General features: G+C 63.1%; 23 protein-coding genes. 10 read left to right on the forward strand and 13 right to left on the reverse strand.

Features of this window, described 5'->3' with window-relative positions; translation table 11 throughout:
* Positions 1–6: 6 nt before the first annotated feature.
* The 3 genes from nadA to J3D46_RS19020 all read right to left on the reverse strand — a co-directional run bounded on the left by nadA (position 7) and on the right by J3D46_RS19020 (position 2617).
* Complete coding sequence (gene nadA, locus J3D46_RS19010; protein WP_253468496.1) at positions 7–1314, reverse strand: quinolinate synthase NadA; 1308 nt, start codon at positions 1312–1314, stop codon at positions 7–9.
* Positions 1311–2030 carry an NUDIX domain-containing protein gene (locus J3D46_RS19015; protein WP_089595490.1) on the reverse strand — a complete coding sequence of 240 codons (720 nt, stop codon included), beginning with the start codon at positions 2028–2030 and terminating at the stop codon, positions 1311–1313. The genes nadA and J3D46_RS19015 overlap by 4 nt, the downstream gene beginning before the upstream one ends.
* Positions 2031–2143: 113 nt before the next feature.
* On the reverse strand, positions 2144–2617 hold the full coding sequence (locus tag J3D46_RS19020) for an Lrp/AsnC family transcriptional regulator (RefSeq protein ID WP_231339983.1): 474 nt from the start codon (positions 2615–2617) through the stop codon (positions 2144–2146).
* 174 nt (positions 2618–2791) lie between these two features.
* Here J3D46_RS19020 and J3D46_RS19025 point away from each other — a divergent pair, with 174 nt between their 5' ends.
* From J3D46_RS19025 to J3D46_RS19045, 5 genes are all read left to right on the forward strand, one after another.
* Positions 2792–4177, forward strand: a complete 1386-nt coding sequence (locus J3D46_RS19025; RefSeq protein WP_253468497.1) for an amino acid permease — start codon at positions 2792–2794, stop codon at positions 4175–4177.
* A gap of 138 nt (positions 4178–4315) precedes the next feature.
* Positions 4316–5362, forward strand: a complete 1047-nt coding sequence (locus J3D46_RS19030) for a thiamine pyrophosphate-dependent enzyme (protein WP_253468499.1) — start codon at positions 4316–4318, stop codon at positions 5360–5362.
* Positions 5355–6437: an alpha-ketoacid dehydrogenase subunit beta gene (locus J3D46_RS19035; RefSeq protein ID WP_253468501.1), complete on the forward strand. Its 1083-nt coding sequence runs from the start codon at positions 5355–5357 to the stop codon at positions 6435–6437. Before J3D46_RS19030 ends, J3D46_RS19035 begins: the two co-directional genes overlap by 8 nt.
* Positions 6430–6759, forward strand: a complete 330-nt coding sequence (locus J3D46_RS19040) for a biotin/lipoyl-containing protein (RefSeq protein WP_017200407.1) — start codon at positions 6430–6432, stop codon at positions 6757–6759. The genes J3D46_RS19035 and J3D46_RS19040 overlap by 8 nt, the downstream gene beginning before the upstream one ends.
* 1 nt (position 6760) lies before the next feature.
* Positions 6761–7591 carry an alpha/beta fold hydrolase gene (locus J3D46_RS19045; RefSeq protein ID WP_231339987.1) on the forward strand — a complete coding sequence of 277 codons (831 nt, stop codon included), beginning with the start codon at positions 6761–6763 and terminating at the stop codon, positions 7589–7591.
* A gap of 56 nt (positions 7592–7647) precedes the next feature.
* On the opposite strand, the gene J3D46_RS19050 is transcribed toward J3D46_RS19045, so the two are convergent.
* Positions 7648–8061 (reverse strand): MarR family transcriptional regulator, encoded by a 414-nt coding sequence (locus tag J3D46_RS19050; protein ID WP_253468503.1) that lies wholly within the window; start codon positions 8059–8061, stop codon positions 7648–7650.
* 86 nt (positions 8062–8147) lie between these two features.
* Between J3D46_RS19050 and J3D46_RS19055 the strand changes: the two genes are divergently transcribed.
* Complete coding sequence (locus J3D46_RS19055) at positions 8148–8816, forward strand: phosphoribosyltransferase (protein WP_253468505.1); 669 nt, start codon at positions 8148–8150, stop codon at positions 8814–8816.
* Between the two features lie 72 nt (positions 8817–8888).
* Here J3D46_RS19055 and J3D46_RS19060 read toward each other — a convergent pair whose 3' ends face one another.
* A complete protein-coding gene (locus J3D46_RS19060; RefSeq protein ID WP_231343467.1) occupies positions 8889–10223 on the reverse strand; it encodes an MFS transporter in 1335 nt (444 codons plus the stop codon).
* A gap of 130 nt (positions 10224–10353) precedes the next feature.
* Here J3D46_RS19060 and J3D46_RS19065 point away from each other — a divergent pair, with 130 nt between their 5' ends.
* The gene (locus J3D46_RS19065) at positions 10354–11100 is read left to right on the forward strand and encodes an IclR family transcriptional regulator (RefSeq protein ID WP_374110806.1); all 747 of its coding nucleotides are present in this window, start codon (positions 10354–10356) and stop codon (positions 11098–11100) included.
* A 119-nt stretch (positions 11101–11219) separates the two neighbouring features.
* Positions 11220–12011 (forward strand): MoaF C-terminal domain-containing protein, encoded by a 792-nt coding sequence (locus J3D46_RS19070; protein ID WP_253468506.1) that lies wholly within the window; start codon positions 11220–11222, stop codon positions 12009–12011.
* 71 nt (positions 12012–12082) lie between these two features.
* Here the strand turns inward: J3D46_RS19070 and J3D46_RS19075 are convergent, their stop codons facing one another.
* On the reverse strand, positions 12083–13558 hold the full coding sequence (locus J3D46_RS19075) for an APC family permease (RefSeq protein ID WP_253468507.1): 1476 nt from the start codon (positions 13556–13558) through the stop codon (positions 12083–12085).
* A 248-nt stretch (positions 13559–13806) separates the two neighbouring features.
* Between J3D46_RS19075 and J3D46_RS19080 the strand changes: the two genes are divergently transcribed.
* Positions 13807–14766 (forward strand): helix-turn-helix domain-containing protein, encoded by a 960-nt coding sequence (locus J3D46_RS19080; RefSeq protein WP_253468508.1) that lies wholly within the window; start codon positions 13807–13809, stop codon positions 14764–14766.
* 40 nt (positions 14767–14806) lie between these two features.
* Here the strand turns inward: J3D46_RS19080 and J3D46_RS19085 are convergent, their stop codons facing one another.
* Genes J3D46_RS19085 through J3D46_RS19110 form a run of 6 tightly spaced genes read right to left on the reverse strand, consistent with a single transcriptional unit; the run spans position 14807 to position 21577 of the window.
* The gene (locus tag J3D46_RS19085) at positions 14807–16417 is read right to left on the reverse strand and encodes a sulfatase-like hydrolase/transferase (RefSeq protein ID WP_253468509.1); all 1611 of its coding nucleotides are present in this window, start codon (positions 16415–16417) and stop codon (positions 14807–14809) included.
* Positions 16414–17268, reverse strand: a complete 855-nt coding sequence (locus tag J3D46_RS19090; RefSeq protein ID WP_374110807.1) for an ABC transporter ATP-binding protein — start codon at positions 17266–17268, stop codon at positions 16414–16416. Before J3D46_RS19090 ends, J3D46_RS19085 begins: the two co-directional genes overlap by 4 nt.
* Positions 17265–18044, reverse strand: coding sequence for an ABC transporter permease (locus J3D46_RS19095; protein WP_253468510.1), 780 nt, complete (start codon positions 18042–18044; stop codon positions 17265–17267). Before J3D46_RS19095 ends, J3D46_RS19090 begins: the two co-directional genes overlap by 4 nt.
* Positions 18044–18817 (reverse strand): ABC transporter permease, encoded by a 774-nt coding sequence (locus J3D46_RS19100; RefSeq protein WP_253468511.1) that lies wholly within the window; start codon positions 18815–18817, stop codon positions 18044–18046. Before J3D46_RS19100 ends, J3D46_RS19095 begins: the two co-directional genes overlap by 1 nt.
* A 27-nt stretch (positions 18818–18844) precedes the next feature.
* Positions 18845–19837 (reverse strand): ABC transporter substrate-binding protein, encoded by a 993-nt coding sequence (locus tag J3D46_RS19105; RefSeq protein WP_253468512.1) that lies wholly within the window; start codon positions 19835–19837, stop codon positions 18845–18847.
* Positions 19838–19882: 45 nt separating this feature from the next.
* A complete protein-coding gene (locus tag J3D46_RS19110; RefSeq protein WP_253468513.1) occupies positions 19883–21577 on the reverse strand; it encodes an amidohydrolase in 1695 nt (564 codons plus the stop codon).
* Between the two features lie 230 nt (positions 21578–21807).
* On the opposite strand from J3D46_RS19110, the gene J3D46_RS19115 reads away from it, so the two are divergent.
* Positions 21808–22413 carry a TetR/AcrR family transcriptional regulator gene (locus J3D46_RS19115; RefSeq protein ID WP_231340895.1) on the forward strand — a complete coding sequence of 202 codons (606 nt, stop codon included), beginning with the start codon at positions 21808–21810 and terminating at the stop codon, positions 22411–22413.
* Here J3D46_RS19115 and J3D46_RS19120 read toward each other — a convergent pair.
* Positions 22410–23774 (reverse strand): MFS transporter, encoded by a 1365-nt coding sequence (locus J3D46_RS19120; RefSeq protein ID WP_231340896.1) that lies wholly within the window; start codon positions 23772–23774, stop codon positions 22410–22412. The two genes, J3D46_RS19115 and J3D46_RS19120, sit on opposite strands and share 4 nt — an antisense overlap.
* Positions 23775–23806 lie beyond the last annotated feature (32 nt).

Below are 23806 nucleotides of genomic sequence, written 5' to 3' on the forward strand. Positions count from 1 at the left end.
GTTTGGTTAGGCCGGCTTGGCTGCCAGCATGCGCTCCAGCGCAATCTTGGCGTTGTCCTGCACGGAGTCATCCACGGTGATGCGGTTGACGACACGTCCTTCCACGAGTTCCTCCAGGACCCAGGCGAGGTAGCCGGGGTGGATGCGGTACATGGTGGAGCACGGGCAGATGACGGGATCCAGGCAGAAGATGGTGTGCTGCGGGTTTTCGGCGGCCAGACGGTTCACCATGTTGATCTCGGTACCGATGGCGAACGTGGTGGGTTCGGTGGCGGCCGCGATCGCCTTCTTGATGAAGTCGGTGGACCCGGCGGAGTCAGCAGCGTCCACGACCTCCATGGGGCATTCGGGGTGGACGATCACGTTGACGCCCGGGAAGTCCTGGCGGGCTTTCTCGATCTGGCCTACGTTGAAGCGCTTGTGGACCGAGCAGAATCCGTGCCACAGGATGACCCGGGAGTCGAGCAGTTGCTGTTCGTCGTTGCCGCCCAGTTCCTTGCGCGGGTTCCACATGGGCATCTGCTCCAGCGGAACGCCGAGTGCTTTTGCGGTGTTGCGGCCCAAGTGCTGGTCGGGGAAGAACAGAACACGCTGGCCACGCTCGAAGGCCCACTCCAGGACCACCTTGGCGTTGGACGAGGTGCAGACTATGCCGCCGTTGCGACCACAGAAAGCCTTGAGCGCGGCGGACGAGTTCATGTAGGTGACAGGAATGACCGGTACGCGGCCCTTGGCGTCCGGTTCGGTGCCAAAGATCTCCTCGAGCTGCTCCCAGCACTCCTCGACGGAGTCTTCGTCTGCCATGTCTGCCATGGAGCAACCGGCGGCCAGGTTGGGCAGGATGACTGCTTGCTCCGGAGTGGAGAGGATGTCAGCGGTTTCCGCCATGAAGTGGACACCGCAGAAGATGATCGCTTCGGCGTCCGGCTTGGTCAGGGCCGCGTTGGCCAGCTGAAAGGAATCACCCACGAAGTCCGCGTACTGGATGACTTCGTCGCGCTGGTAAAAGTGCCCCAGGATGACGGCACGGTCCCCGAGCGTCGCTTTGGCCGCCCGAGTGCGGGAATCGAGTTCGGCGTCGCTGGCCTTCTTGTACTCCTCAGGCAACTGGCCCTGCCGAGGAGTAGCCATGGGTGCGACGTCAGCGCTGGACGCCCCGGGCCCATACGCGGGGGCGCCGGCAACAGCTTCGGCGAGGTCATACTCCCATGGGCCCTTGGCCAGGGCCGGGCTGCACGTGGACCCCGCGCGGGAGAGGCCCTTCTCGGCTTCTTCGCGGGTGATCAGCTGGACGGCAGTGTTGACGCTGCTCATGGTGTACTCCTGTTATCTGGCCCGAGGCCGGGCGTGCCGGTGAAGCGGTAGAGGCGTGGTGGACGGTGTTTCCCGCCCTGGAGGTATTCACCGGTCTCTTCGATTTCCGGTGTTGCCTTGACGTGTCGGCGGAAGTTCGCGGGATCGAGCTGGCGGTCCAGCACGGCCTCGTAGACTTCGCGGACCTGGGCGAGGGTGAAGAACTCTCCCAGCAGGTGGTAGGCGATGGACCCGTAGGCCATCTTGTTGCGGAGCCGCCACAGGGCGTAGTCCACGATTGCGTTGTGGTCGAAAGCGAGTTCGCCCAGCCGGTCTGCACGGAACCACCGCACATTTTCCGACTCATCAGCCAAAGCAGCTTCCGTGGGCTGCACCAGTGCCCAGTACACGATGGAGACAACACGCTGGGTGGGTGACCTGTGGAGGCCGCCAAATGCGTAGAGCTGCTCGAGGTAATGCGGCGTCAGCCCAGTGGTCTCGCGGAGGTTCCTGGAAGCCGCATCCTGGAGCGATTCGTCGTGGGCCAACGGACCGCCGGGGAGGGCCCACATGTCTTTGTACGGTTCCCGGATCCTCCGGACCAACGGCAGCCACAGCGTGGGGCGGCCGGACTTTTCACTGGGGCGAAGAGCGAAGATCACCGTTGAAATTGCCAACGACGGCGGTGCGAGCCGCCTCTCGGCGACATTGGCTGAGTTGGTGTTCACGGCGTTCACCTCGCTTCATCGCCGTCCGGAGCACTCCCCATTAAGGACTGGAGCACTAGTTAAAGTCATCTTGACTAGAACTAATGGTACGACTCTCCGGGCACTTGGCAAAATGCTTTACGTCACAAGGGCTTCGCCGCAGCTTCCATCAGCGGCAGTGTCCGGCCTTGGATGTGGCTGTTCAGGACAATCACCGACGAACACCGAACCACGGACTTCGTGGCGATCATGGCATCGAGCACCCGCTGCATGTCCGGGTTGGAACGCGCCGCAATCCGCACCATGAGGTCAGAGTTCCCTGTGACCGTGTGGACCTCGATGATTTCCGGGATGGCGCCCAGGCTTTCGATAATGGCGTCATGTCCAATCTCCTGGGTGATGGTGACCGAACAGAACGCCACTACCGGGAACCCAAAATTGGCCGGATCGGGCTGCGGAACCCACGAACCAATGACTCCGTTTTCAATCATTCGGTCAATCCGGGACTGCACGGTAGCCCGGGCAACCCTGAGTACCCGGGATGCCTCCAGCACTGAGGATCGCGGTGAATCCGTGAAGAAACGTACAATTTTTGCATCAAGCGCATCGACCAGCATCAAAGTTCCTGTCCCCGGGGATCCTTACCCATCACATCGCTACAGCAAAAAGTGATGTATCTTACAAACTGCGAGAATTATTCCACGGCTCTTGCTGCGTCGTCGACGCCCGCTTGCCAGGCCCATGAGGCCGGCACGCCACACCAGCATGTAATCCATAGAAGGTAGACACGTATGACAACGAAGTCCATCGCGGCTCCTGCGCCAACATCCGGCCTCGGCCATTCGCTGAAACCCCGCCAGCTGACCATGATGGGACTTGGCAGCGCGATTGGCGCCGGCCTCTTCCTCGGCTCCGGCGCGGGCGTACAGGCCGCCGGCCCGGCAGTCCTTATCTCCTACCTCGTTGCCGGCACGCTGATCATCCTGGTCATGTGGGCCCTTGGCGAGATGGCAGCCGCCAACCCCAACAGCGGCGCCTTCTCCGTGTACGCAGAGAAGGCCCTGGGCAAGACGGCCGGCGGTACCATCGGCTGGCTGTGGTGGCTTCAGCTGGTGGTGGTCATCGCGGCCGAAGCCATTGGAGCGGCCGGCCTGCTGTTCTCCATCTGGCCAGTCATCCCCGTATGGGTCCTTGCCCTGGTGTTCATGGTGGTCTTCACGGGCATCAACCTTGTGGGCGTCCGCAACTTCGGCGAGTTCGAGTTCTGGTTCGCCATCCTGAAGGTGGCAGCAATTGTCATCTTCCTGCTCATCGGCGCCGCCCTGCTCTTTGGCTGGTTGCCGAATGTCCCCTCCCCCGGATTCTCGGCCTTCGGCGATTTTGCCCCCAACGGCATTGGTGGCATCGCCGCTGCACTGTTCGTGGTGATCTTCGCCTTTGGCGGAACCGAGATCGTCAGCGTCGCGGCCGCCGAAACCGAGAACCCGGCCCATAGCGTCGGCAAGGCCATCCGCACGGTTGTCTGGCGCATCCTGGTCTTTTACATCGGCTCCGTCTTCGTCATCGCAGCCGTCCTTCCCGTTGGTTCCGAAGGCCTGAAGTCTCCGTTTGCCGGAGTCCTGGACCTGGCCGGAATCCCCGGCGCCGGCGCAGCCATCACCCTGGTAGCCGTCGTCGCCCTGCTCTCTGCACTCAACGCCAACCTGTACGGCGCCTCCAGGATGGTCTTCTCCCTCTCGGAGCGCGGGGAAGCTCCCCGCTTCCTGTCCCGCCTCAGCGGCTCCAAGGTTCCCGTTGCCGCCGTCGGAATTTCGGTTGCCTTCGGCTTCATCGCCACCGTCCTTGAATTGCTGTTCCCGGAGAAAATCCTGCCGGCACTCCTGAACCTGGTGGGCTCTACCTGCCTGGTGGTCTGGGGCACCGCGCTGGTGTCGCAGTTCATTCTCCGCCGCAGGGCTGACAAAGAGGGCACGGAACTGCCCCTGCGCATGAAGGGCTTCCCCTTCCTCACCATCCTTGGCCTCATCCTGCTGGGCCTGATCCTGGTGGTCGGCTTTGCGAACCCCGAAAGCGCCGGGCAGCTGATTGGCACCTTCATCCTGATCCTCGCCATCGCCGCCGGGTGCTTCATCAACGCCAAGGCCAAGGCCTCCAGGCAGTCCATGCCCGTGGAGTAACTGCCTGCTCACCACCCATGGAAAGCCCTGCACAGTTTGTACCGTGCAGGGCTTTCTTTTATGTCCAAATTGTACAAAGTGTTCCGTTCCAACTGAGCTGATTGCGCATGGCAGGATCCGGTGACTAGGGTCACACTCATGACTACAGAACCCGTGCTGGCCGCCGTCGATGATGACGCGGCCCCGCTCACCCACCATCAACTCCGTGAGTTGTACACGCTGATGGCAGCAGTCCGGCACCTGGACTCCTCGGCCGTCGCCTGGCAGCGTCAGGGCATCATCCCTGGCTATGCGCCGGAGCTCGGCCAGGAAGCCGCGCAAGTAGGCAGCGGCTATGCCGTCGACCGAACCCGCGACTTCGTGTTTCCCACCTACCGGGAAATGGGCGTTGCCCGGGCGATGGGCCTGGACATGGTGGGCTATATGTCTACTCACAAGGCCACGTGGCACGGCGGCATGTACAACCCGCTTGAGTCCAGGTTCGCTCCCATCCAGGCGGTGGTGGCCGGTTCCGTTTTGCACGCTGTGGGCTGGGCCCATGGACAGACCCTCTCCGGGGCGCCGGAGATGGGCGTCGCCATGACGTACTTCGGTGACGGCGCTTCCTCCCAGGGTGACGTTCACGAAGCCATGAACTTCGCCGCGGTCATGAAAGCCCCCGTGGTCTTCTTCATCCAGAACAACGGCTGGGCCATCTCGGTCCCCACCGAACGCCAGGTTGCGGGCGGCTCTGTGGCCGCACGAGCAGCCGGTTACGGAATCCCCTCCCTGCAGATCGATGGCAACGACGTGGTCGCTGTCTTCGAAGCCACACGTTCCGCTTTCGCGCATTGCCGCGCAGGGAACGGCCCCGTGGTGATAGAAGCGATGACCTACCGTCGTGGCCCACACTCCACCGCCGACGATCCCGGCCGCTACCGCACCCTGGAGGAGGAACGCCTCGACGGCGGCGAGGATCCGCTGGAGCGCTTCAAACAGCGGCTTCTCGCAGAAGGCGTAGCGGATGCAGCCTTCTTCGCGGAGGCGCAGCGCGCGGCCGAAGATGAAGAGGAAGCCATCCGTGCCGGCATCGCCGACCTCGGCCCGCGCCCCGGCGCCGAGATGTTCAGCCTGGTCTTCCAGGAACCAACACCAGCCCTTCAATCCCAGGCCACCTCGTGGCGCGAGGAGTCCGAACATGCCTGAGACCATCACCACTGATCGCAGCAGTGGAAACAGCACTGATACGGGCGCCGCAAACGTCCAGCACATGTCCATGCAGCAGGCCCTCAACCGCGCCCTCGACGAGGTTTTGGCCGAAAACCCCAAGACCGTCATCTTCGGGGAGGACTGCGGCCGGCTGGGTGGCGTCTTCCGTATCACCGATGGCCTGCAGGCAAAGCATGGCGAGGAACGCGTTTTTGACACCCCGCTTGCTGAATCCGGCATCCTGGGCATGTCGGTTGGCCTCGCAATGGCCGGCTTCCACCCCATTCCCGAGGTCCAGTTCGACGGCTTCGCCTACCCGGCCATCAACCAGATCGTTTGCCAGATCGCCCGGATGAACTACCGCAGCCGCGGAACCCTGCCCATGCCCATCACATTGCGGGTCCCCAGCTTCGGCGGCATCCGCGCCCCTGAACACCATGGCGAGAGCCTGGAAGCGCTCTTCGCCCACGTCCCGGGCCTCAAAGTTGTCTCTCCATCAAACCCGCACGACGCCTACCATCTGCTCAAGTACGCTGCCACCAGGCCGGACCCGGTGATCTTCATGGAGCCGAAATCGCGCTATTGGCAGAAGGGACCCGTGGACGTCGCCAGTGCCGCCCAACGCCCAACGCACGACGCCGGAGTAGACGACGGCGGCAGCCTCACCGGCGCCCGCGTGGTGAGGGAAGGCCGCCACCTCACTCTGGTGGCATGGGGGGCCATGGTCTCCCGCTGCTTGCAGGTTGCCGAACTCGCAGCCGAGGACGGCATCGACGTCGAGGTCCTGGATCTGCGCTGGCTGAAGCCAATTGATGCCGATGCGTTGGCGAGGTCCGTTGGGAAGACGCGGCGCGCCGTCGTCGTCCATGAGGCGCCCCTGACCTCCGGACTTGGTGCCGAAGTCGCCCAACTCATCACACAAAGCTGCTTCGCAACCCTGAAGGCGCCCGTGGAGCGGGTGACCGGATTCGACGTTCCCTACCCCTCCGGCGACCTGGAGGACGAATACATCCCCAACATCGACCGCATCCTCTTTGGGATCCAACGCGTACTGGAGTACCGCCGTGGCTGAAATTTCCTTCCCCCTTCCCGACTTGGGCGAAGGCCTGATCGAGGCGACAGTGCTGGATTGGCTGGTGGAACCTGGCCAGCAGGTGGAACGCAACCAGCCGATAGTGGAGCTTGAAACCACCAAGTCGGCCCTCGAATTGCCCAGCCCGCAGGCGGGTAAAGTGGTGCGTATCCACGGGGCGCCAGGTGACACCATCAACGTTGGCGAACCGCTGATCGTGTTCGAGGTTCCGGATGATACTGCCGGTATCGTGGGCACTGTTCCAAAGGACGAAGCACCCAAGCGCCGGGTCCGCCTGAGCGCCGTACTCGATGAGGACTGACATGATGACCGGCAGGCACACCATGGAACAGCACAGGCACACAGTAGAGGGCACGGACCCCGGGCTGTCCGTGGAAGTCCATGAGCCATCCACGGACGCCGGCCTGCGGCCCGTCCTGCTGATCCACGGCTTTTCTTCCTCCACGAAACTGAACTGGGTGGATAGCGGCTGGATCACCACCCTTCAGGATGCAGGCCGTCGCGTGATCACCGTAGACCTGCCAGGCCATGGCAGGAGCCACTCCCCCGAGGACCTGGATTCGTACACGCCCAGCCGCATACGCGCTGACCTCCTCCAGATAGTGACCGACGCCGGAGCCCGGCCACTGCGCGATGGTGACCCGTCCACGGGACTGGACGTCATTGGCTACTCGCTCGGCTCGAGGCTGGCTTGGGAGTTCGGCGCCACCCAGCCGGACCTTGTCCACCGCATCGTCCTGGGTGGACCCAGCTCAGCGGATCCGTTGGCAGCTTTCGACCTCGTCGCTGCGCAACGGCACTTGGCCGACGGCACGCCCATTGAGGACGCGTCCACGGCCGGATTGCTGAAGATGGCACAGATGCTTCCCAGCAACAACCTCTTCTCCATGTTGTCGCTCATTGAGGCCATCAAGGGGGAACCTTTCGATCCTGCCGAAGCTGCCCCGCATATGCCCGTCCTGCTCGTTGCCGGCGAAAAGGATGAAAGGGCAGCCACCATGCCGGAGCTCGCCTCGATTGCGGGCAGGCATGGCGGTTTGGTGGAAACGTTGGTCATTCCAGGGCGCACCCACACCAACGTCATCACCAGCCGGGCGTTCAAGGAAGCTGCTGTCGAATTCCTTGGGGTGTAGGGCCCCCGTTCCCTGGGAGGGCTCAGTGGGGCGCGGCTGGTTTTGCCGGCTGGAAGTCAGCGGGCCAGCCGCTCCGCGTTGAGGCTCATTCGTTCCAACACGCTCAGGGCCATGGCGTACTCATCGATGCCGATGCCCATGGAAAGGTCCTGACGCGCCGCTTCCACCAACCGCTGGGCTTCGTGGTATTTTTCCCGTCCACGGTCACTCAGGACCAGCCGGTCATCAATCATGGTGATCATTCCGCGGCCCACGAGGGCTGCCAGTTCCCTCTCCCGCATCCGGATGTCGTTTCCCCACAACGGCTGCAAAGACTCCTCGAGCTGGTCCGGGAGCATGGCGCCCTCGGACAGGACACTGAGGGTATGCCATTGGCGCCGGCTGAGCTTGATCTTGGCAAGGATGGTGTCCAGTTGGGCTTCCAGTGCGGCGTCGAGCCTCTTGATCCAGTATCCGATGGGCTTGTTCACACGCCCATGCTTTCAGCGGAGACGCTACCGGGCAAGGTCTGGACGGTAGGCTTGGAACTGCAACGACTTACGTGGAAGTGGAGCAGATGGGCATGCGTTTCAAGGACCGTGCGGAAGCCGGTCGACGCCTGGCTGAAGCCCTCCCGCAACTCAGGGAAAAGCCGGACACCATCGTCTTGGGCCTGGCACGTGGAGGAGTCCCCGTGGCCGCCGCGGCAGCGGCCGAACTGTACCTGCCCTTCGGCGCGGTCCTGGTCCGCAAGCTCGGCATTCCGGGTCGCGACGAGACGGCTTTTGGGGCACTGGCATGGTCTCAGGGCGACGTCCTCCGGATCGTCAACAAGCCACTGAGGGACCTCGTCCTCGCCCACGGCATCTCCCAATCCGCGCTCGATGCCGTGGAAGCACACGAACGTTCCGAGCTCCTCCGGCGCGCGCAGAACTACCCGGGCACCAGGCATGACCTCCGTGGGAAGACCGTAGTGCTGGCGGATGACGGACTTGCCACTGGTGCCACCATGCGGGCCGCCGTGGAAGCAGTTCGTTCTGCCGGCGCACGCACCGTAATAGCCGCAGTACCGGTTGCCTCGCTGGAAGCCTCGACGTCGCTGGCACGGGTGAGCGATTTCGTCATGGCCCTGCACACGCCGGGTAAGTTCCATGCCGTGGGCGCCTTCTACGAACACTTCGGTCAATTGTCCGATGCCGACGTGGTGAGCCAGTTGGAAGGCGCCACAGCCGGCGGGCGCAAGTAAGCGCCGTCGTTCTCCAACGCAAAGGCGGGTGCGGTCCGCTGTGGACCGCACCCGCCTTTCCTATGCCCCGATCTAGTGATGGACGCTGTAGCCCAGGGGCCGGCCGCGGGTCTCCTTGGCGAGGATCACGCCAATTGCGGAGATTACGCAGAGGACCATGATGTAGATGCCAACAGAGCCTGACCACTTGGTGGTGTCCAGGAGCGCCTGGGCGATGAGCGGTGCGAAGGCGCCGCCCAGGATTGCTCCCAAGGCGTACCCAATGGAGATTCCGGAGTAGCGGACCTGGGCGGGGAACATCTCCGCATACATCGCGGACATAGGGCCGTAGGACAGGCCCAGGCCGATCGTCAGGACGAACAGGGCGGTTCCGTAGAGCACGATGTCCTTGGAATCGATCAGTACGAACATGGGAATCATCCAGGCGAAGACCAAGCCGTACCCGATCAGGAACGTCTTGACGCGCCCGATCTTGTCGGAGAGCCAGCCGCCCACCATGGTGAAAATGAGCCAGCCAAATGAGGCGACGGTCGTGGCCAGCAGCACCTGCGGAGTGGGCATCTTCAATGTCCTGGTGGCGTAGGAGATGAAGAAGGCAATCAGCAGGTAACCGGCTGCGTTGTTGGCGATGAAGATCAGTGCAGCGAGGACAACTTCCTTCTTATTCTTGCGGAAGAGGTCTCCAAGGGGCGCCTTGCTTTCGGCCTTGCGCAGGGCAATTTCCTTGAACACAGGGCTTTCGCCAACGGCACGCCGGATGAGGTAGCCCACCACAATAAGGACCACGGACAGCAGGAACGGCACCCGCCAGCCCCAAGCCGCAAAGTCTTCCTTGGACATGCCCGACTGGAGGAGGAACAGCAGGCCGGTGGCCAGGATCATGCCGATCGGCACACCGATCTGCGGGTAGGCGCCGAAGAGTCCGCGCTTCTTGATGGGCGCGTGCTCCACTGCCATGAGTGCGGCACCGCCCCACTCACCGCCCGCCGAGAAGCCCTGGACCACACGCAGGGTGATCAGCAGGACCGGAGCCCAAACACCGATGGTTGCGTACGTGGGCAGCAAGCCAATGAGCGCCGTAGCTGCGCCCATCATGACCAGCGTCATGACCAGGACGGCCTTGCGGCCCATCCTGTCGCCGAGGTGCCCGGCAACAAAGGCCCCGAGAGGACGGAACAAGAAGCTGATACCGATCGTGGCGAACGACAAGAGCTGCGCAACGCCCGGGTTGGACTTCTCCAAGGGAGATAGGAACAGCGGCGCCAAGAGCGTGGCCGTGAGCTGGGCAAAGATGAAGAAGTCGTACCACTCAATGGTGGTGCCCACCAGTGTCCCGGCCAGAACCCGGCGCTCTTCACGCTTGCTGCTGGGTCCTGACGGAGAGTCGACAGTGGAAGTTGCGGTCATTGGAACTCCATGGGGTGAGAGTGACTGGTCGGCGCTTGACGTGCATTAACCGACAGAACGGTCAGTTAGGAAATAATACTACAGCCTGTGACCCAAAGCACAGACCCTTGGAAGGTTCCTTCAACATAGAATGGTTCGCATGAATCCCCGCAGCGACGTCAAGGGTCCACCGGAACCAACAACCCAGGTGCCGCCGTCGCAAACGCTCTCACGGGGAATCCGCGCGCTGGAAATCCTCGCCGCGGCCGAGCGGCCCCTCACCATCGCAGAGCTCACGGAGGCGTTGGGGGTGCACAGGTCCGTCGCCTATCGGATCCTCAGGACCCTGGAGGACCACTCTCTGCTGGTGCGTGACGACTCCGGACGCGTGCAGCCCGGCCCCGGCCTGGCGGTCCTGGCCAGCGGCGTCTCACGGAACCTTCAAACCGCGGCCCTTCCCGAACTGACGCAACTTGCCAACACCCTCCACATGACGGCCTTCGTCGCCGTGTGGGACCACCAGGAATGCGTCACCCTGGTCACCGTCGAGCCACGGCACTCCGGCGCCGCCCTCGCCCAGCACCCCGGCAGCCGCCACCCAGTCAGTACCGGCGCTCCCGGAATAGCCATCCAGTCAACCATGACCGAGGAGCGCTGGCAGCAGGTGGGCGCCGGCAACCCTTACCGCCCCGAAGCCGACGAAGCCCGCCGCCTCGGCTACGCCACCAGCCATGACGAGGTCATCGCCGGACTGTCCTCCATTGCTGCCCCCATCAAGGTTCCGGGCGGACGGCCGGCAGCGATCGCCGTCGTCTATATCCGCCTGGACCAGGACGCCGACGCCGTAGGCAAGGCACTGGCTGCCAGCGCCGCCCGCATCGAAGGCCAGCTCGCCTAACCTTTCCTTACGGGTCAAACAACGTGCTTCACAACACAAGACCGGCAGCAACGGGAACTGAATACTCAAGTAAGGGCAGGACACCCGTCCTGTCCCTCTTCGAGTACGAGAAGGAACCCATGAGCCTGAATCTTCTTGACACCTCCAACTGGTTGCCCCTGGAAGGACTTGCGCCTGGCTTCGATGCCAACAAGGCCCCAACAGTGCACGACCTCGCGGGACAACAATTCCGGGTCCGCGGCGATGGCGGCCCCATGACGTTCAGCTTCGACGACGAAGAAGTGCAATGGGCAGCTGCCGGGCAGGCAGGAACAGCTCCCTACGAGGCTTTCCTCGTGGCCGGGCAGCTCTACTACGCCCAGTGGCACAGCGTCGTGGAGCAGGACCTCGCCATTTCCCTGGTCTTGGACCTCACGAATGGAACGGCGCTGTACATCGGCGCAACGCTTGGAAAGCCGACCCCGTCCCGCGTGGCAGTCCAGCACGATTTCCGGCCTGGCACCCTGGACGGTTTCGCCGCCGGAGCAGCCATTGCCGAGAGCACCGGACTCATTGGACGGCGTGTTGAGTGGGTTTACAGCGAGTCGCACGCCTACGAGCACATCTACCTCAGCCCCACCTGGTACACGTGGCAGTGCCTCGCCGGGCCTGAGCGGGGCCTGGCAGATACCGATTCAAACACTGTGTTCCAGGTCCGCCCGGGAATTTTCGTCTTCACCTGGCGCGAAAAGGTTATTCCATGCGGTTCCGTCACGATTGCCGACCACCGCGACGTCAATGCCATCCGTTCCCACGGCAGCTTGTTCGGCTGGGACGAGTCAGGCACGCAACCAGTGCACTTCACGTTCGGCGCCCACGGAAAGTTGATCAGCATGACCCACCACCGGCCGGAACTGGACCCGGCCCTCTAGCCCTGGAGCACGAAAGGCTGCCCCGGCGGACTCTCTGTCGAGTCCGCCGGGGCAGCCTTTTTCCTGAGGGCTCAGTCTTCCGAGCCGTGGCCGATCCGTGCGTACAGGGCCGGCTGCGAGCGCCGAAGCCGCAAACCCCAGACGACCCCCACCACTCCGGGCAGCAGCACCAGTGCAGGGAGAACGAACGATGCGGCGGTGGATTCAGTTTGTCCAAGCAGGACATTGAAGTTGGCCAGGATGAGCACGAAGACAATTGCCAGGAGGACGAATCCCAGGACAGGTGCAATGACCCTGACCCAGAGGCTGGCCCCGTGCTGGTTTCGGCGGAAGAAGCCGATGACAGCCACCGATACCACCGTCATCAGCAAGACCAGGCCCATGGCACCACTGTTGGTCAGCCAGGTGAACATCGTCAGTACGGGGTACAGCTCGCCGAGCTCGGAACCCGCCCCGGCAATGGCGAAGGCAACGGTCACGACGACGGCAATCACCGTCTGCGCGAGGGAACCGGCGAAGGGCGCACCGCTCCCCCGCCTGACCTTGGCAAGCACCGGGGGCAGGACCCGCTCGCGGCCCAGCGAGAAGAAGTACCGTGCCACCGCGTTGTGGAAGCTGACGAGTGCAGCAAAGAGGCTGGTGACGAAAAGGACCTGCGCGATGTCGCTGAGCAGCACTCCGCCGTTGGCGCCAAGGAATGCGAACATCATGTCCGGGCCGTTTGCGGCCGCTGAATCAATGACCGCCGAGGGCCCTGCGCCCACGGTCATGGCCCATGCGGAAACCGCATAGAACACGGCGATGATCCCCACGGCAGCGAACGTTGCCCGTGCGACCGTTCGCTGGGGATCCTTTGATTCCTCGCCGTAGATGGCTGCGGACTCGAAGCCCATGAAGGCAGCGATGCCAAAGGAGAGTACGGCACCGATTCCCGGCACGAACAAGCTCTCCGGGCTGAAGGCCACAGCACTGACCCCCTCGGGAGCGACAGCCAGGCTGATGACGTCGTAAACGATGACGACCAGGAACTCGAGGGCGACCAGGACGCCCAGTACCTTGGCAGACAGGTCCACCCGGTTCACGCCCAGCCACCCGACGATGGCGATGCATGCCAGGACGGGGATCCACCACGGAACAGTGACGCCGAGCCGCGCCGACAGGAGCGAGGACACCGTGAAACCGAACAAGCCGTAAATGCCAACCTGCATCAGGTTGTAGGCCATCAGGGCCACAAGGGAAGCGCCAACTCCAGCCGGCCTGGAAATGCCTTGCGCTATGTAGGCGTAGAAAGCTCCTGCGTTGGTGACATAGCGGCTCATGCCGGCATATCCCACAGCGAACAGCGCCAGGATCCCGCCCAACAGCAGGAAGGACAGGGGCACACCCATCACTCCAGTGACAGCGAACGTCGTAGTCACTCCGCCCGCCAGCACGGTCAGCGGCGCCGAGGCCGCGATAATCATGAAAGTCACAGCCGGTACCCCAAGAAGCCTCTTGGTGTTTGCGGGCCCGGCGGTCCTGCCCTTAACTGGGTTGTCCACGCTCATAGTGTGCTCCTGCCTCGGTGCCGCGGGAGATGTGCGCGGCACGGTGTCGGTCATTCCGCAATCTTCCACCGCGGAAGCACCGAGTGACTTGTCTCACACGGCAGGGTGTTTGTCGGTGGACGCACGCACGTCGCGGCACGGAGGCCCGGTGTAGAATCGTGGGCAAGCTCACGTCCTCTCCGATGGCCCACTGGTCGACAAATAAGTCGAAAGACATGAGGCGGCGCGGGCCATTGAAAGGGAGTTTAATGACTGTCGCGGCTGATACAGGCCCCACAACCGTGGAAACAATCGTGGCGGAGTCCTTTCAGGAATGGAGTCGGGCCATCTCCACCTCCTTCGTGCCACTGCTGGCAACGGGGCCCCGCGATTCAACATTCCACGGAACCATGCGGGCACGGGTGCTGGGACAAATTTCAGTCGTGGAGATCAAGGCCGGCCCCCACACCGTCCTCCGCACACCGGAGCTGATTGCAAAATCCACAGGACGCTTTTTCAAGCTCAGCATCCAGCTCAGCGGTTCCGGACGCTTGGTCCAGGATGAACGCGAAGCGGTGCTTCGGCCCGGTGACCTCTCCATCTATGACACCTCCCGTCCCTACCAACTCACGTTCGACGACGACTTCCGCACCTTGGTGCTGATGTTCCCCCACGTTCTGCTCGACTTGCCCGCCGAGGCCATGGGGCACGTGACGGCACTGCGGATTCCGGGAGACGAAGGCCTGGGCGAGCTCATCAGCCCCTTCCTGGTGAAGCTCGCTGACAACCTCGAAGCGCTCTCCGGAACCAACGGGCTCAGGCTGGTCCATAACGCATTGGACCTTGTCACCACGCTCTTCAATGGCGAACTGGACCAGCTCATCGACACTGGACGCGACCCGCACCTGCTGCTGCTGGGGCGGATCCACGACTACATAGAGGCCAACCTTGGCGACCCCGGGCTCTCCCCGGGAACCATCGCTTCAGCCCACTACATCTCCACGCGGCACCTCCACGATCTCTTCCAGGAAATCGGAACAACGGTGGCCTCCTCCATCCGGCAACGGCGACTGGAACGATGCCGCCGCGACCTCCGGGATCCCGTCCTGGCTGACCGACCAGTGACGGCGATCGCGGCACGGTGGGGGTTCACCGACGCCGCCCACTTCAGCAGAATCTTCAGGGCAGCGTTCGGGAACTCCCCCACGGGGTACCGCAACGAGGCTTAGCGGTTCCAGTGACGGAACGGCAGGATGCCGGCCTCGTGTCCTACGCGGCCGCCGTCGGCGCTGTTCCTTGGTCGGCCAGCGCGGCCATCTCCTCCAGCATTGCCCGCGTGAGGCGGTCCTCCAATCCTGTAAAAGCAGGATCACCCGCACGGTTATGGAGCTCTCCGGGATCGCTGCGGTGATCGTAGAGTTCACAGGTTTCCGTCCCGAAATACCGCGTCAGCCGGCCCTCGGCAGTGATGACGGTCCTTATCCTGACTGGACCGGGGAGTCCATCGAGGCCGAACGGCTGTTCTTCCTCCACCAATACAGCGTCCCTGTGATGCCCCGCGATCCCCCGGAGTACCGGCACAAGCGAGCGACCTTGGATACCCCGGTAGCCTTCGGATCCCGTGAGTTCGAGCAAGGTGGGTGCCAGGTCGGCGCTGGAAACCAGCGCATCGGTGCGGCACGGTGAACCACCGGGAACATGCAGTATCAACGGAACATTCGTCACGGCACGGTAGTGGACAAAGTGCTTGAGCATCAGGCCGTGGTCGCCAAAAAGGTCTCCATGGTCGCTGGTAAAGACCACGATGGTGTCTTCAGCCAGGCCCTGCCTGGCCAATTCGTCCAGTATGCGGCCTATGTGTTCATCCATCATGGTGATCAAGCCGTATTGGGCTGCCGCCGCGTACCTGTATTGTTCCTCGGTGGCCGCCCAGGTCATGGTCGGGTCGGGGTTCGGCTCGCCACGATGTTCGATCATGGCCCGGACATGCGGGGGCGATGCTGAATGGTCTTGTTCGAACCCGAGGGGCAGCGGCAACGCATCGGGATCGTAGAGGTCCGAATAGCCCGCTGGAGGTGAGAACGGATGGTGGGGGTCCGGGAAGGAGACAAACATGAAGAACGGTTGGTCCTGGCCCGCTGCGTCCTTCAGGTGCTCTATGGCCTTCTCGCTGATGTAGCTGGTGGGATGCACTTCGGCCGGAATCGCCGTCTGATATACCTGTTCCCAACCGACATATGGCCTGGAGGAGTTTTCCGCCCCGCCCAGCGTCCCGGGGTCAACGCCCCGCTCCCGTGCCCAATGCACGTAATGGCCCCCGGGACGGTCCCCATGCCCTATCACCAGGTCCACATGCTGATAGCCGTAGTAGTCGTTGGGGAGTCCAATAAAGCGCTTATCGTGGGCGTCACGGTTTTCCCATTGGTCCCAGCCGGGCGCGTGCCCCTGACGCCGGGCATCACCTGATTCCGGGTCCAGGAGCATGGGATCCGTTGCCCGGATCTCGTCGGCCTGATGCGGCTCGAACTCCCAGCCCATGTTTTGGTGGTGCAGTTTTCCGACGCCCACTGTGCGATAGCCACCGGCCGCCAAGGAACCGGGAACTGTCCGGGTATGGGGATCGAGGGTGATGCCGTTGCAACGGGTTCCATGCGCTGAAGGCCACCGGCCAGTCATCAAACTGGCGCGGTTGGGCATGCAAGTGGGGTTGGCGACCGTCGCATTGTCGAAGACAACACTTCTGGCTGCGAGCGCATCGAGGTTGGGCGTTTTTACGGTGTTGTTGCCAGCGAAACCCAGATGATCTGCCCGAAGTTGGTCGGCAATGAAGAACAGGACGTTTGGCCGGCGTTTGGCGCCTGCACGCATTCCGCCCGTCACGCCGGCCTCTTAATGAGTGACAGCACTTCGGTGCGTTGCCGGGCGAACTCCGGCAGCGATCGCGTACTGATCTGTTCACGCGGAGCCGGAAGGTCCACGTCAACCACCTTCAGGACCCGTGCCGGCCTGGATCCCAGCACCACAACGCGGTCTGCCAGGTACACGGCCTCGTCGATGTCGTGGGTAACCACCAGGATGGTCATGTTGAAGTCGCGCCTGATCTTGAGGCACAGGTCCTCGAGATCGAAGCGTGTCTGTGCGTCCACGGAGGCGAAGGGCTCGTCCATGATGAGGATCTCGGGACGGTAGGCCAGCGCGCGTGCGATCGCCACCCGCTGCTGCATGCCCCCTGACAACTGCCACGGGTACTGGTTGCCGGCGTGGGAAAGCCCGACGGCGGCCAGTGCACTGTCGCACCGTTCCTTCAATTCCGCTGCAGGGAGCCGGAGATGGCGCAGTGGCAGGATGAGGTTCTTCCGGACAGTCAGCCACGGCATGAGCGAGCGGTTGTAGTCCTGGAACACCAATGCCATCTCGGGAGGTGGACCGCTGATGGCCCGCCCGTCAATGGACGCCTGTCCGCTGCTTGCCGGATGGAGGCCCGCCAAGCACTTCAGGAGGGTCGTCTTGCCAACGCCGGAAGGGCCAACGATGCAGACAATCTCGCCCGCATTCACCGTAAAGGTGAGGTCTTCGATGACTGTGTGGGCTTTCTCTCCGCTGCCATAGGTTTTGGCGAGATGTGCCACGTCCAGCCGTGGCGTGGTGGTACTGATACGGGTTTCCGGTTGCTGTGCCATGGCGGACTTTCTTGGTCGAGGGGAAAGAGTCGGGAGTTGCCGGATGCTCATGCTGCACGCGCCATGCGCCGTGAGCCGATGTACCAGGACAGGACCCTGTGTTTGAGCAGGCCGAACAGGACGTTGACCAGGAACCCGATGACGCCCAAGAGCAGGATCCCCGCCCACATATCAGCGGTCATGAAGCTCTGCTGTGCGAGCAGCGTCATCGCGCCGATGCCCTGTGAACTGCCCAGCATCTCGCTGGCGATCATCACGATGAAGGCCACCTGGAGGCTCACCTGCAGCCCGGAAAAGATCTGGGGAGTGGCCGCGGGCAGGAGAACATTGAGCAATCGTTCCTTTCGGCTCAGCCGGTAGACCCTGGCGACGTCCATGAGGTCGTTGCTGACGCTCCGGATGCCGTCCACTGTGGCGATCATGGTGGGAAACAAGGCCGCCAGCGCGATGCTGGCCACGCGCATCTCCGGACCGAACCCAATAAGCGAGATGAAGATCGGTACCAAGGCAACGGGAGGAATTCCACGGAGGAAATGGATCAATGGGTCCACCATCCAACGGACCGTGGGAACCAGGGCAGTCGCAAAACCGATCCCAACACCCGCCACCGCTGCGATCGCAAAGCCCACGAACAGGTTGCCCAGGCTCAACAAGACGTCGGACTGGAAGTGTTCAAAGAGCCACAGCTCCTGGAAGCGGACCAGGATAGTCCGCAACGGGGGGAAGAACGGATCCGTGGAATTCTCCGACAAGAGCCACCATGCCGTCAGGAGCAGCACAGGTGTGCCGGCACCAATCAGCCAGTTTCGCGTTTTTACGTTCATCATCAGGGCACCACTTCCCGGTAGGACTCATGCCAGTGCAGAACCCGGCGCTCCGCGACCCGGGTGGCACCTTGGAACAACAGACCCAGCAGGCCAAGGACAATCACCAATCCATAGAGACCGGCGTAGTCACCGGCTGCTTGGGCCTGGTAGATGCTCTGGCCCAGGCCCGGACCACCCCCGAGGAGCCCGGCTACGACCGTGACCACCAAGGCTGCGGGCGCTGCAACGCGCAGGGCAGTGCCGATGTACGGCATGGCGCTGGGAAGCACTACGCGTGCCAGGATTTCGCCCTCCCCCATTCCGTATGACCGCGCCGTGTCCCGCGCTACGGGATCAGTACTCTGAACGCCGTCGACGGTCTGCATGACGATGGGCAGCAAGCAACCAAACACCACCAGGAAGAGCGCCATCTCAACTGTTGGACCCAGCACCAAAACGGCCAGAGGAAGAATGACGATGGGCGGTACCGGCTTGAGGAATTCCAGCACCGCCAACGTGGCGTAACGAACGGATTCGAAGCTGCCCACCAGCAGGCCAATCACTATCCCCGCCACGGCCGAAAGGGCCAGGGCAAGCAGTGCGATCCCAATGGTGGAAGCCAGCGAAGACCAAAACGAACCCAATCCCAGGGTTGTTGCCAGGTTGGCGAAGACAGTGGTGGCTGACGGCAAGGCATTTCCGGCCACCCTGGCTTCGGCAAGGACCTGCCAAATGACCAGGGCTGCCACGATCCCCAGGACGCTGAACGCCACCGGACGGATGGACGGTTTCATGATGACTCTCCCATGCCCGGTCCGCGCCTAGTTCCCGAAAACGAGGTCGCCGGGAAGCTTCACTGGTGCGCTCAGGAAACCAAGGTCGGCAAGGTTGTTGTTGGCTCGTTCAATGTCCTCGACGCGGACTTCCTCCGGCCAATAGTTCACGGCGCCGGATTTGACCACGTCGAGCGAAGTCTTGGTGATCTCGGCGCTGAGCTGCTGCGCTTCGTCGGTGTTGCCATTGGCGTAGGCGTTTGCCTTATAGATAGCGGTCTTGAAACCCTCCAACGCCTTCTGCTTCGACTTCACTGTGTTGGCGCCGGAGACCCAGAGCCCGATCGCACCTTGTTCAAAGAACTCGACGCCGGGTGAAGCCAGGAGCCGGTTTCCCTCCGCCACTGCCTTGGACGTGAACGGCGCGACAAGTGAGGCTGCGTCCACGCGTCCTGAATTCAATGATTGGAGTGCCGACGAAGGATCCAGGACCATCCAGTTCACTTTGGCGGGATCACCGCCGTCGTCCTTGATGAGTTTGCTGACTGTCACTTCCAGCTGGGCCTTCCGTGCCGGGACACTGACGTTCTTGCCCTCAAGGTCTTTCGGCCGGGAGATGGCGGACGCTTTCTGGACCAGCAGGCCCGTGTCATCGACGCGGTTGAGATCGGACTCTTCGCCGGCACCGTCTTTATAGCCGTCGGCAGCTGCCACGATCTTGAGGGGGACGTTCTGGTTCAGGGCATTCAAGAGTGGGATGGAAGGGGTGTAAGTGACATCGATCTGGCCGCTCTGTGCCGCTGCGATGCCGGCTGGAGGGTTGGCGATGACAGATATCTCGACGTTGAGGCCCTGTTCCTTGAAATAGCCCTTGTCGACGGCCAGCCGGATGCCGGCGTCGGACCCGATGCCGATGGTGCCTACCTTGAGGGTGGTGGTCCCGTCCGCGGCGGGAGTGGTTGCCGGGCTTGAACCGCCTCCGCAGGCTGCAAGGGTCATGGACAGGACTGCGGCCAGTGCCAAAGGAATACTGCGTCGCATGTGGTGCTCCTTGATGTACGAATGGTTGGAACGGGTGGGGAGGGTCTAGTTGGTTGTTCGATGGACTACCCGGCCGCCGCTCAGCGTGAGCGTGATGTCCAGGTCGAGAAGCTTTTCGATCTCTTCGTCTTCCGGCCACGGGCCTGAAAGCACACAAAGGTCAGCGGCCATCCCTGGTGCGAGTGCACCCTTGAGATGCTCGGCGTGGTCCTGCCAGGCAGCGTCGATGGTCATCGCAGCGAGGGCCTGAAGTCCGGCGATCCGTTCGGGATCGCCGGGGTCGCCCGGAGTTGAACGCGTACCTCGCCGAACTGCCGCCACCACCGTGCGACGCCAGTCCGAACTGGTGACGGGTGCGTCTGAGGCAAGGTTGAACCGCACACCGGCGTCGGCGGCCGAACGAAGGGGTTGGTGGACAGAGAACCGACCTTCGCCAAGTACCTGGCGCATCATGTCCCCTGCTTCGGCGCGGATCAGTGGATTGGTGCTGTAGCCAATGCCGTGCGCGGCCATGGTGGCCAAAGTGCTGGTATCGGTGAAGGCTCCATGGATGATGTAGTGGCGGTTCCCCGCACCCATGGCACCGCGGCCGACCGCCGTTGCGAGGATGGCCTCCACTGCTGCGGCAGTAGCGGCGTCACCCGTGGCGTGGATGCCGGCCTGCAACCCGGCATCCGTGATGAGTTCAAGGATCGTGTGGAGCTCGGCAACCCGTTCTGCGTCATCGGAGCCTTGGATCACAAGGCGGCCGTGGGTACACGCTTTGCCGTAGGGTTCGCTCATCCAGGCGGTACCGCTGCGAGGGATGCCGTCTGCAAAGATCTTTACGCCCGCGATCCGCAACTGCTGCGGATCGATGCCGCGGTTGGCAAAGGCCTCCGCCAGTCCGGTTCCCAGTCCCTCGCCAATTGCCGTGGCATTCGCGCCGCCAGTTCCGGCGAACAGCATCAGGACGTTCACGCGCAACGTCAGTTCCCCCGCTACGGCGAGGTCGCCCAGCAGCTCAAGTGCCGCCGTCGAACCTGCGCCATCCATGAGTCCGGCGCTGGCGGGACCCAATCCGGGATCGGTGAGTGATGTGATCCCCAGGGCATGCAGGTGCTCCTGGAATTTCAGCAGGGCCGGACGCAGCGTGGATACGGGCACGGGTGGCATTGCCCGCGAGAGGAGTTCCATGGCTCCGTCCTGGAAGAGGCCAGTTGGGGTGCCGTCCTCCGCCCTCGCTATGACACCGCCGTCGAGGTCTGCTGTTTCAGCGTTGATCCCTGCCCTCTTCAGCGCGTCCCGATTGGCCAGTAACTGGTGGCCGGTCGAGTCGAAGGCCACTACCGGAATGCCCGGGCGGCATTCGAGCAGGTTGTCCCATGCCGGACCCATGACGACTTCGTCCCAGCCATGGGCCCGGACCCAGCCATCCCCGCCCGCAGGGGCTGCGTTGATGACGTCGACGACGGCCGCCCAGTCCGGCGCGATGCCCGGGTCCACGCGGACGTATCCGAAGGCCGACATTGCTGCCGAGACAAAATGCAGGTGGGCGTCGTTGATTCCGGGAATGACCGCGCCACCGGCGGCATCCACGATTTTGGTATGTGGTCCAATCGCCCGGCGGACATCCTTCCGGCCAAGGGCAGCGATGCGGCCGCCCTTGACTGCAACTGCGTCGGTCATACGGTGTGGCCGTGCCGGGTCCATGGTGTGGACCGAGGCATTGACGATCACTAGATCGGCGAATTCCTGCATCGGTTCTCCTCAGGTCACTGCACACGAATGTGATGCAGACAACGTTCCTGAAAGAAGTATGTCGCTTGACTGGGTCACTTGACTAGGTTTTGGCGTAAAATTTCTTGAAAGGTCTTTTCCGGGCCCACACGGCACGGCCAAGGCAAGTCCCGAACGGATACCGCCTACGATCAATGGGACCGCCGGTCGGTGACCCGATCACGGGAATACAAAACAGAAGGGGTGTACGGATGGCCAGGGTTCCCGCTGAAGAACGGCGGCTCCAGTTCGTGGAAGCTGCGGCGAGGGTGATTGCCCAGGACGGCCTCGCCTCGGCAACAACACGGCGCATCGCCAGTGAAGCCGACGCCCCGTTGGCCGCGCTGCACTACTGCTTCCGCAGCAAGGACGAACTCCTTGAAGAGGTGTACAACTTCCTCAGCAGGGACTACGCGAAGGCGCTCGAACCCGTTGCCGATCCTGGCATGGGGCTGCGCCATATGATTGGCGCCCACGCCCGCCGCATCTGGATGCGCATGCTGGAGAACCCCCACGAACAGGTCACCACGTTTGAACTGCTGCTGCGCCGGTTCCGGGTAGAGGCTGACGACCAGCCACAAGCCCAGCTCATGAACCGCTCCATGTACGACGGCTGGGTCAGCTCTACCTTAAAGCTGTTCCGGGAAGCGGCTGATGCAGCAAACGAGCCCGTTCCCGACAACCTCGAAGACATCACGCGGCTGTTCATCTCGGGCATCGACGGCATCAGCATGCAGCATCTGGCAGACCCCGACGAAGAACGGTCATCGCGGCTGGTGGAACTTATGGCCCGCTCGCTGGCCGCCGGACTGGACTAACCCTGGGGCTGGCGCTTCATGACCAACGAGGTGAGGACGCCCAGCAGCAACAGACCGGCAGCGGCCGCCATGGAAACCACGAATGCAGCGCCGGGGCCCTGCGCTTCGGCAAGCTGACCCGCCAGGTAGGCGCCCAACGCCGTGCCCGCGACGATGCCGCTGGCAAGAGCCGTCATCACCGTAGCCATGCGGCCTGCCGGGGCCACCACGCCGCCGATGCTGAAGACGGTGACCATGACCGGCCCCACGGGAATACCCAGTACCAGCAGGACAAAGATCATCGGCCAAATACCGGCCGGCAATAGCAGCAAGAGCGACAATCCGGACATCGCCAAGGCCGCCGCAACCCACCGCGAAGCCAAGCTGAAGCGCTGCGGCCAGAACGCGACGGACAATGCGGCTACGGCTGAACTAAGGCCCATCACCGCGTAGAGGAGCCCCGCGATCTCGGCCGTGGCATACTCCGCGGAAAAGGCACTCAACGCGTTTTGCGTTGCACCAAAGAAGGTACCCATGCAGACCATCGCCACTACGGGGACGGCCACCACTGCGCCCGCCCAACGCTTGGCGCGTTGCGGACCCGCCTGAGGGCCTTGCCCGCCGGCAGGTACGACGCCGGCGCTCACGTTCCGGGGTTCCGGCACCACGGCCTGTTGGCTGGGGTGAACTGCGAACGCGGGCACCAGCGTGATCGTCATGACGGCCGCCAGTGCCAGCGGCAACCACGGCGCCACCATGCTGGCGAGGACACCGACCAATGCAGGCCCAAGGACAAAAGTGATCTCGTCCGCGGTGCCCTCATAGGACAACGCGGTATCGAGGTCGGCGCGGTTGGCAGCGACGCTTTTGCTGCCGCTGGCTGTGGCAGGGGAAAGATTGCGGGTCGTCAAGGCCATCCAGCGAACCCTGGCCATCGGGCCAACCTGGGGGCAGCTGGCCCCGGCGAGGAACGCGGTGATGAGCACGGCGAGAGCGTCGTTCACTGACCCGTAGCCCGGAGTGAAGTAGGCCGCCGCAAGGAGTCCCAGCACAGCAAGGGTATTGATGACCGACGCGACCAGGAGAACGATGCGTTGCCCGGCACGATCTGCCAACGAGCCCAGCACGGGGGCACCCAGGGCCGAACCGATACCAACGGCGCCGGCGGCCATACCGCCGATTGCGTACGACTGGCTGACCGCCGTCACGAGCGTCAAAGTCCCGACGGTCAGCATGGCAAGGGGAAGCCTGGCGAAAAGGCCCAACGGGAGGAACCCGGGCCCCGCCAGTTCGGGAAGCCGCGCGAAACGGCCTGGTAGTCGCGAGGGGCGGCGTGCGGGCGCCGATGACAAGGCCTGGGAGGCCACTGAAGAGTTTTCCATTAATCCGGGTTCGCTAAAGTATGCGCATCGTC

It is taken from the genome of Paenarthrobacter sp. A20, from assembly GCF_024168825.1.
GTDB lineage: Bacteria > Actinomycetota > Actinomycetes > Actinomycetales > Micrococcaceae > Arthrobacter.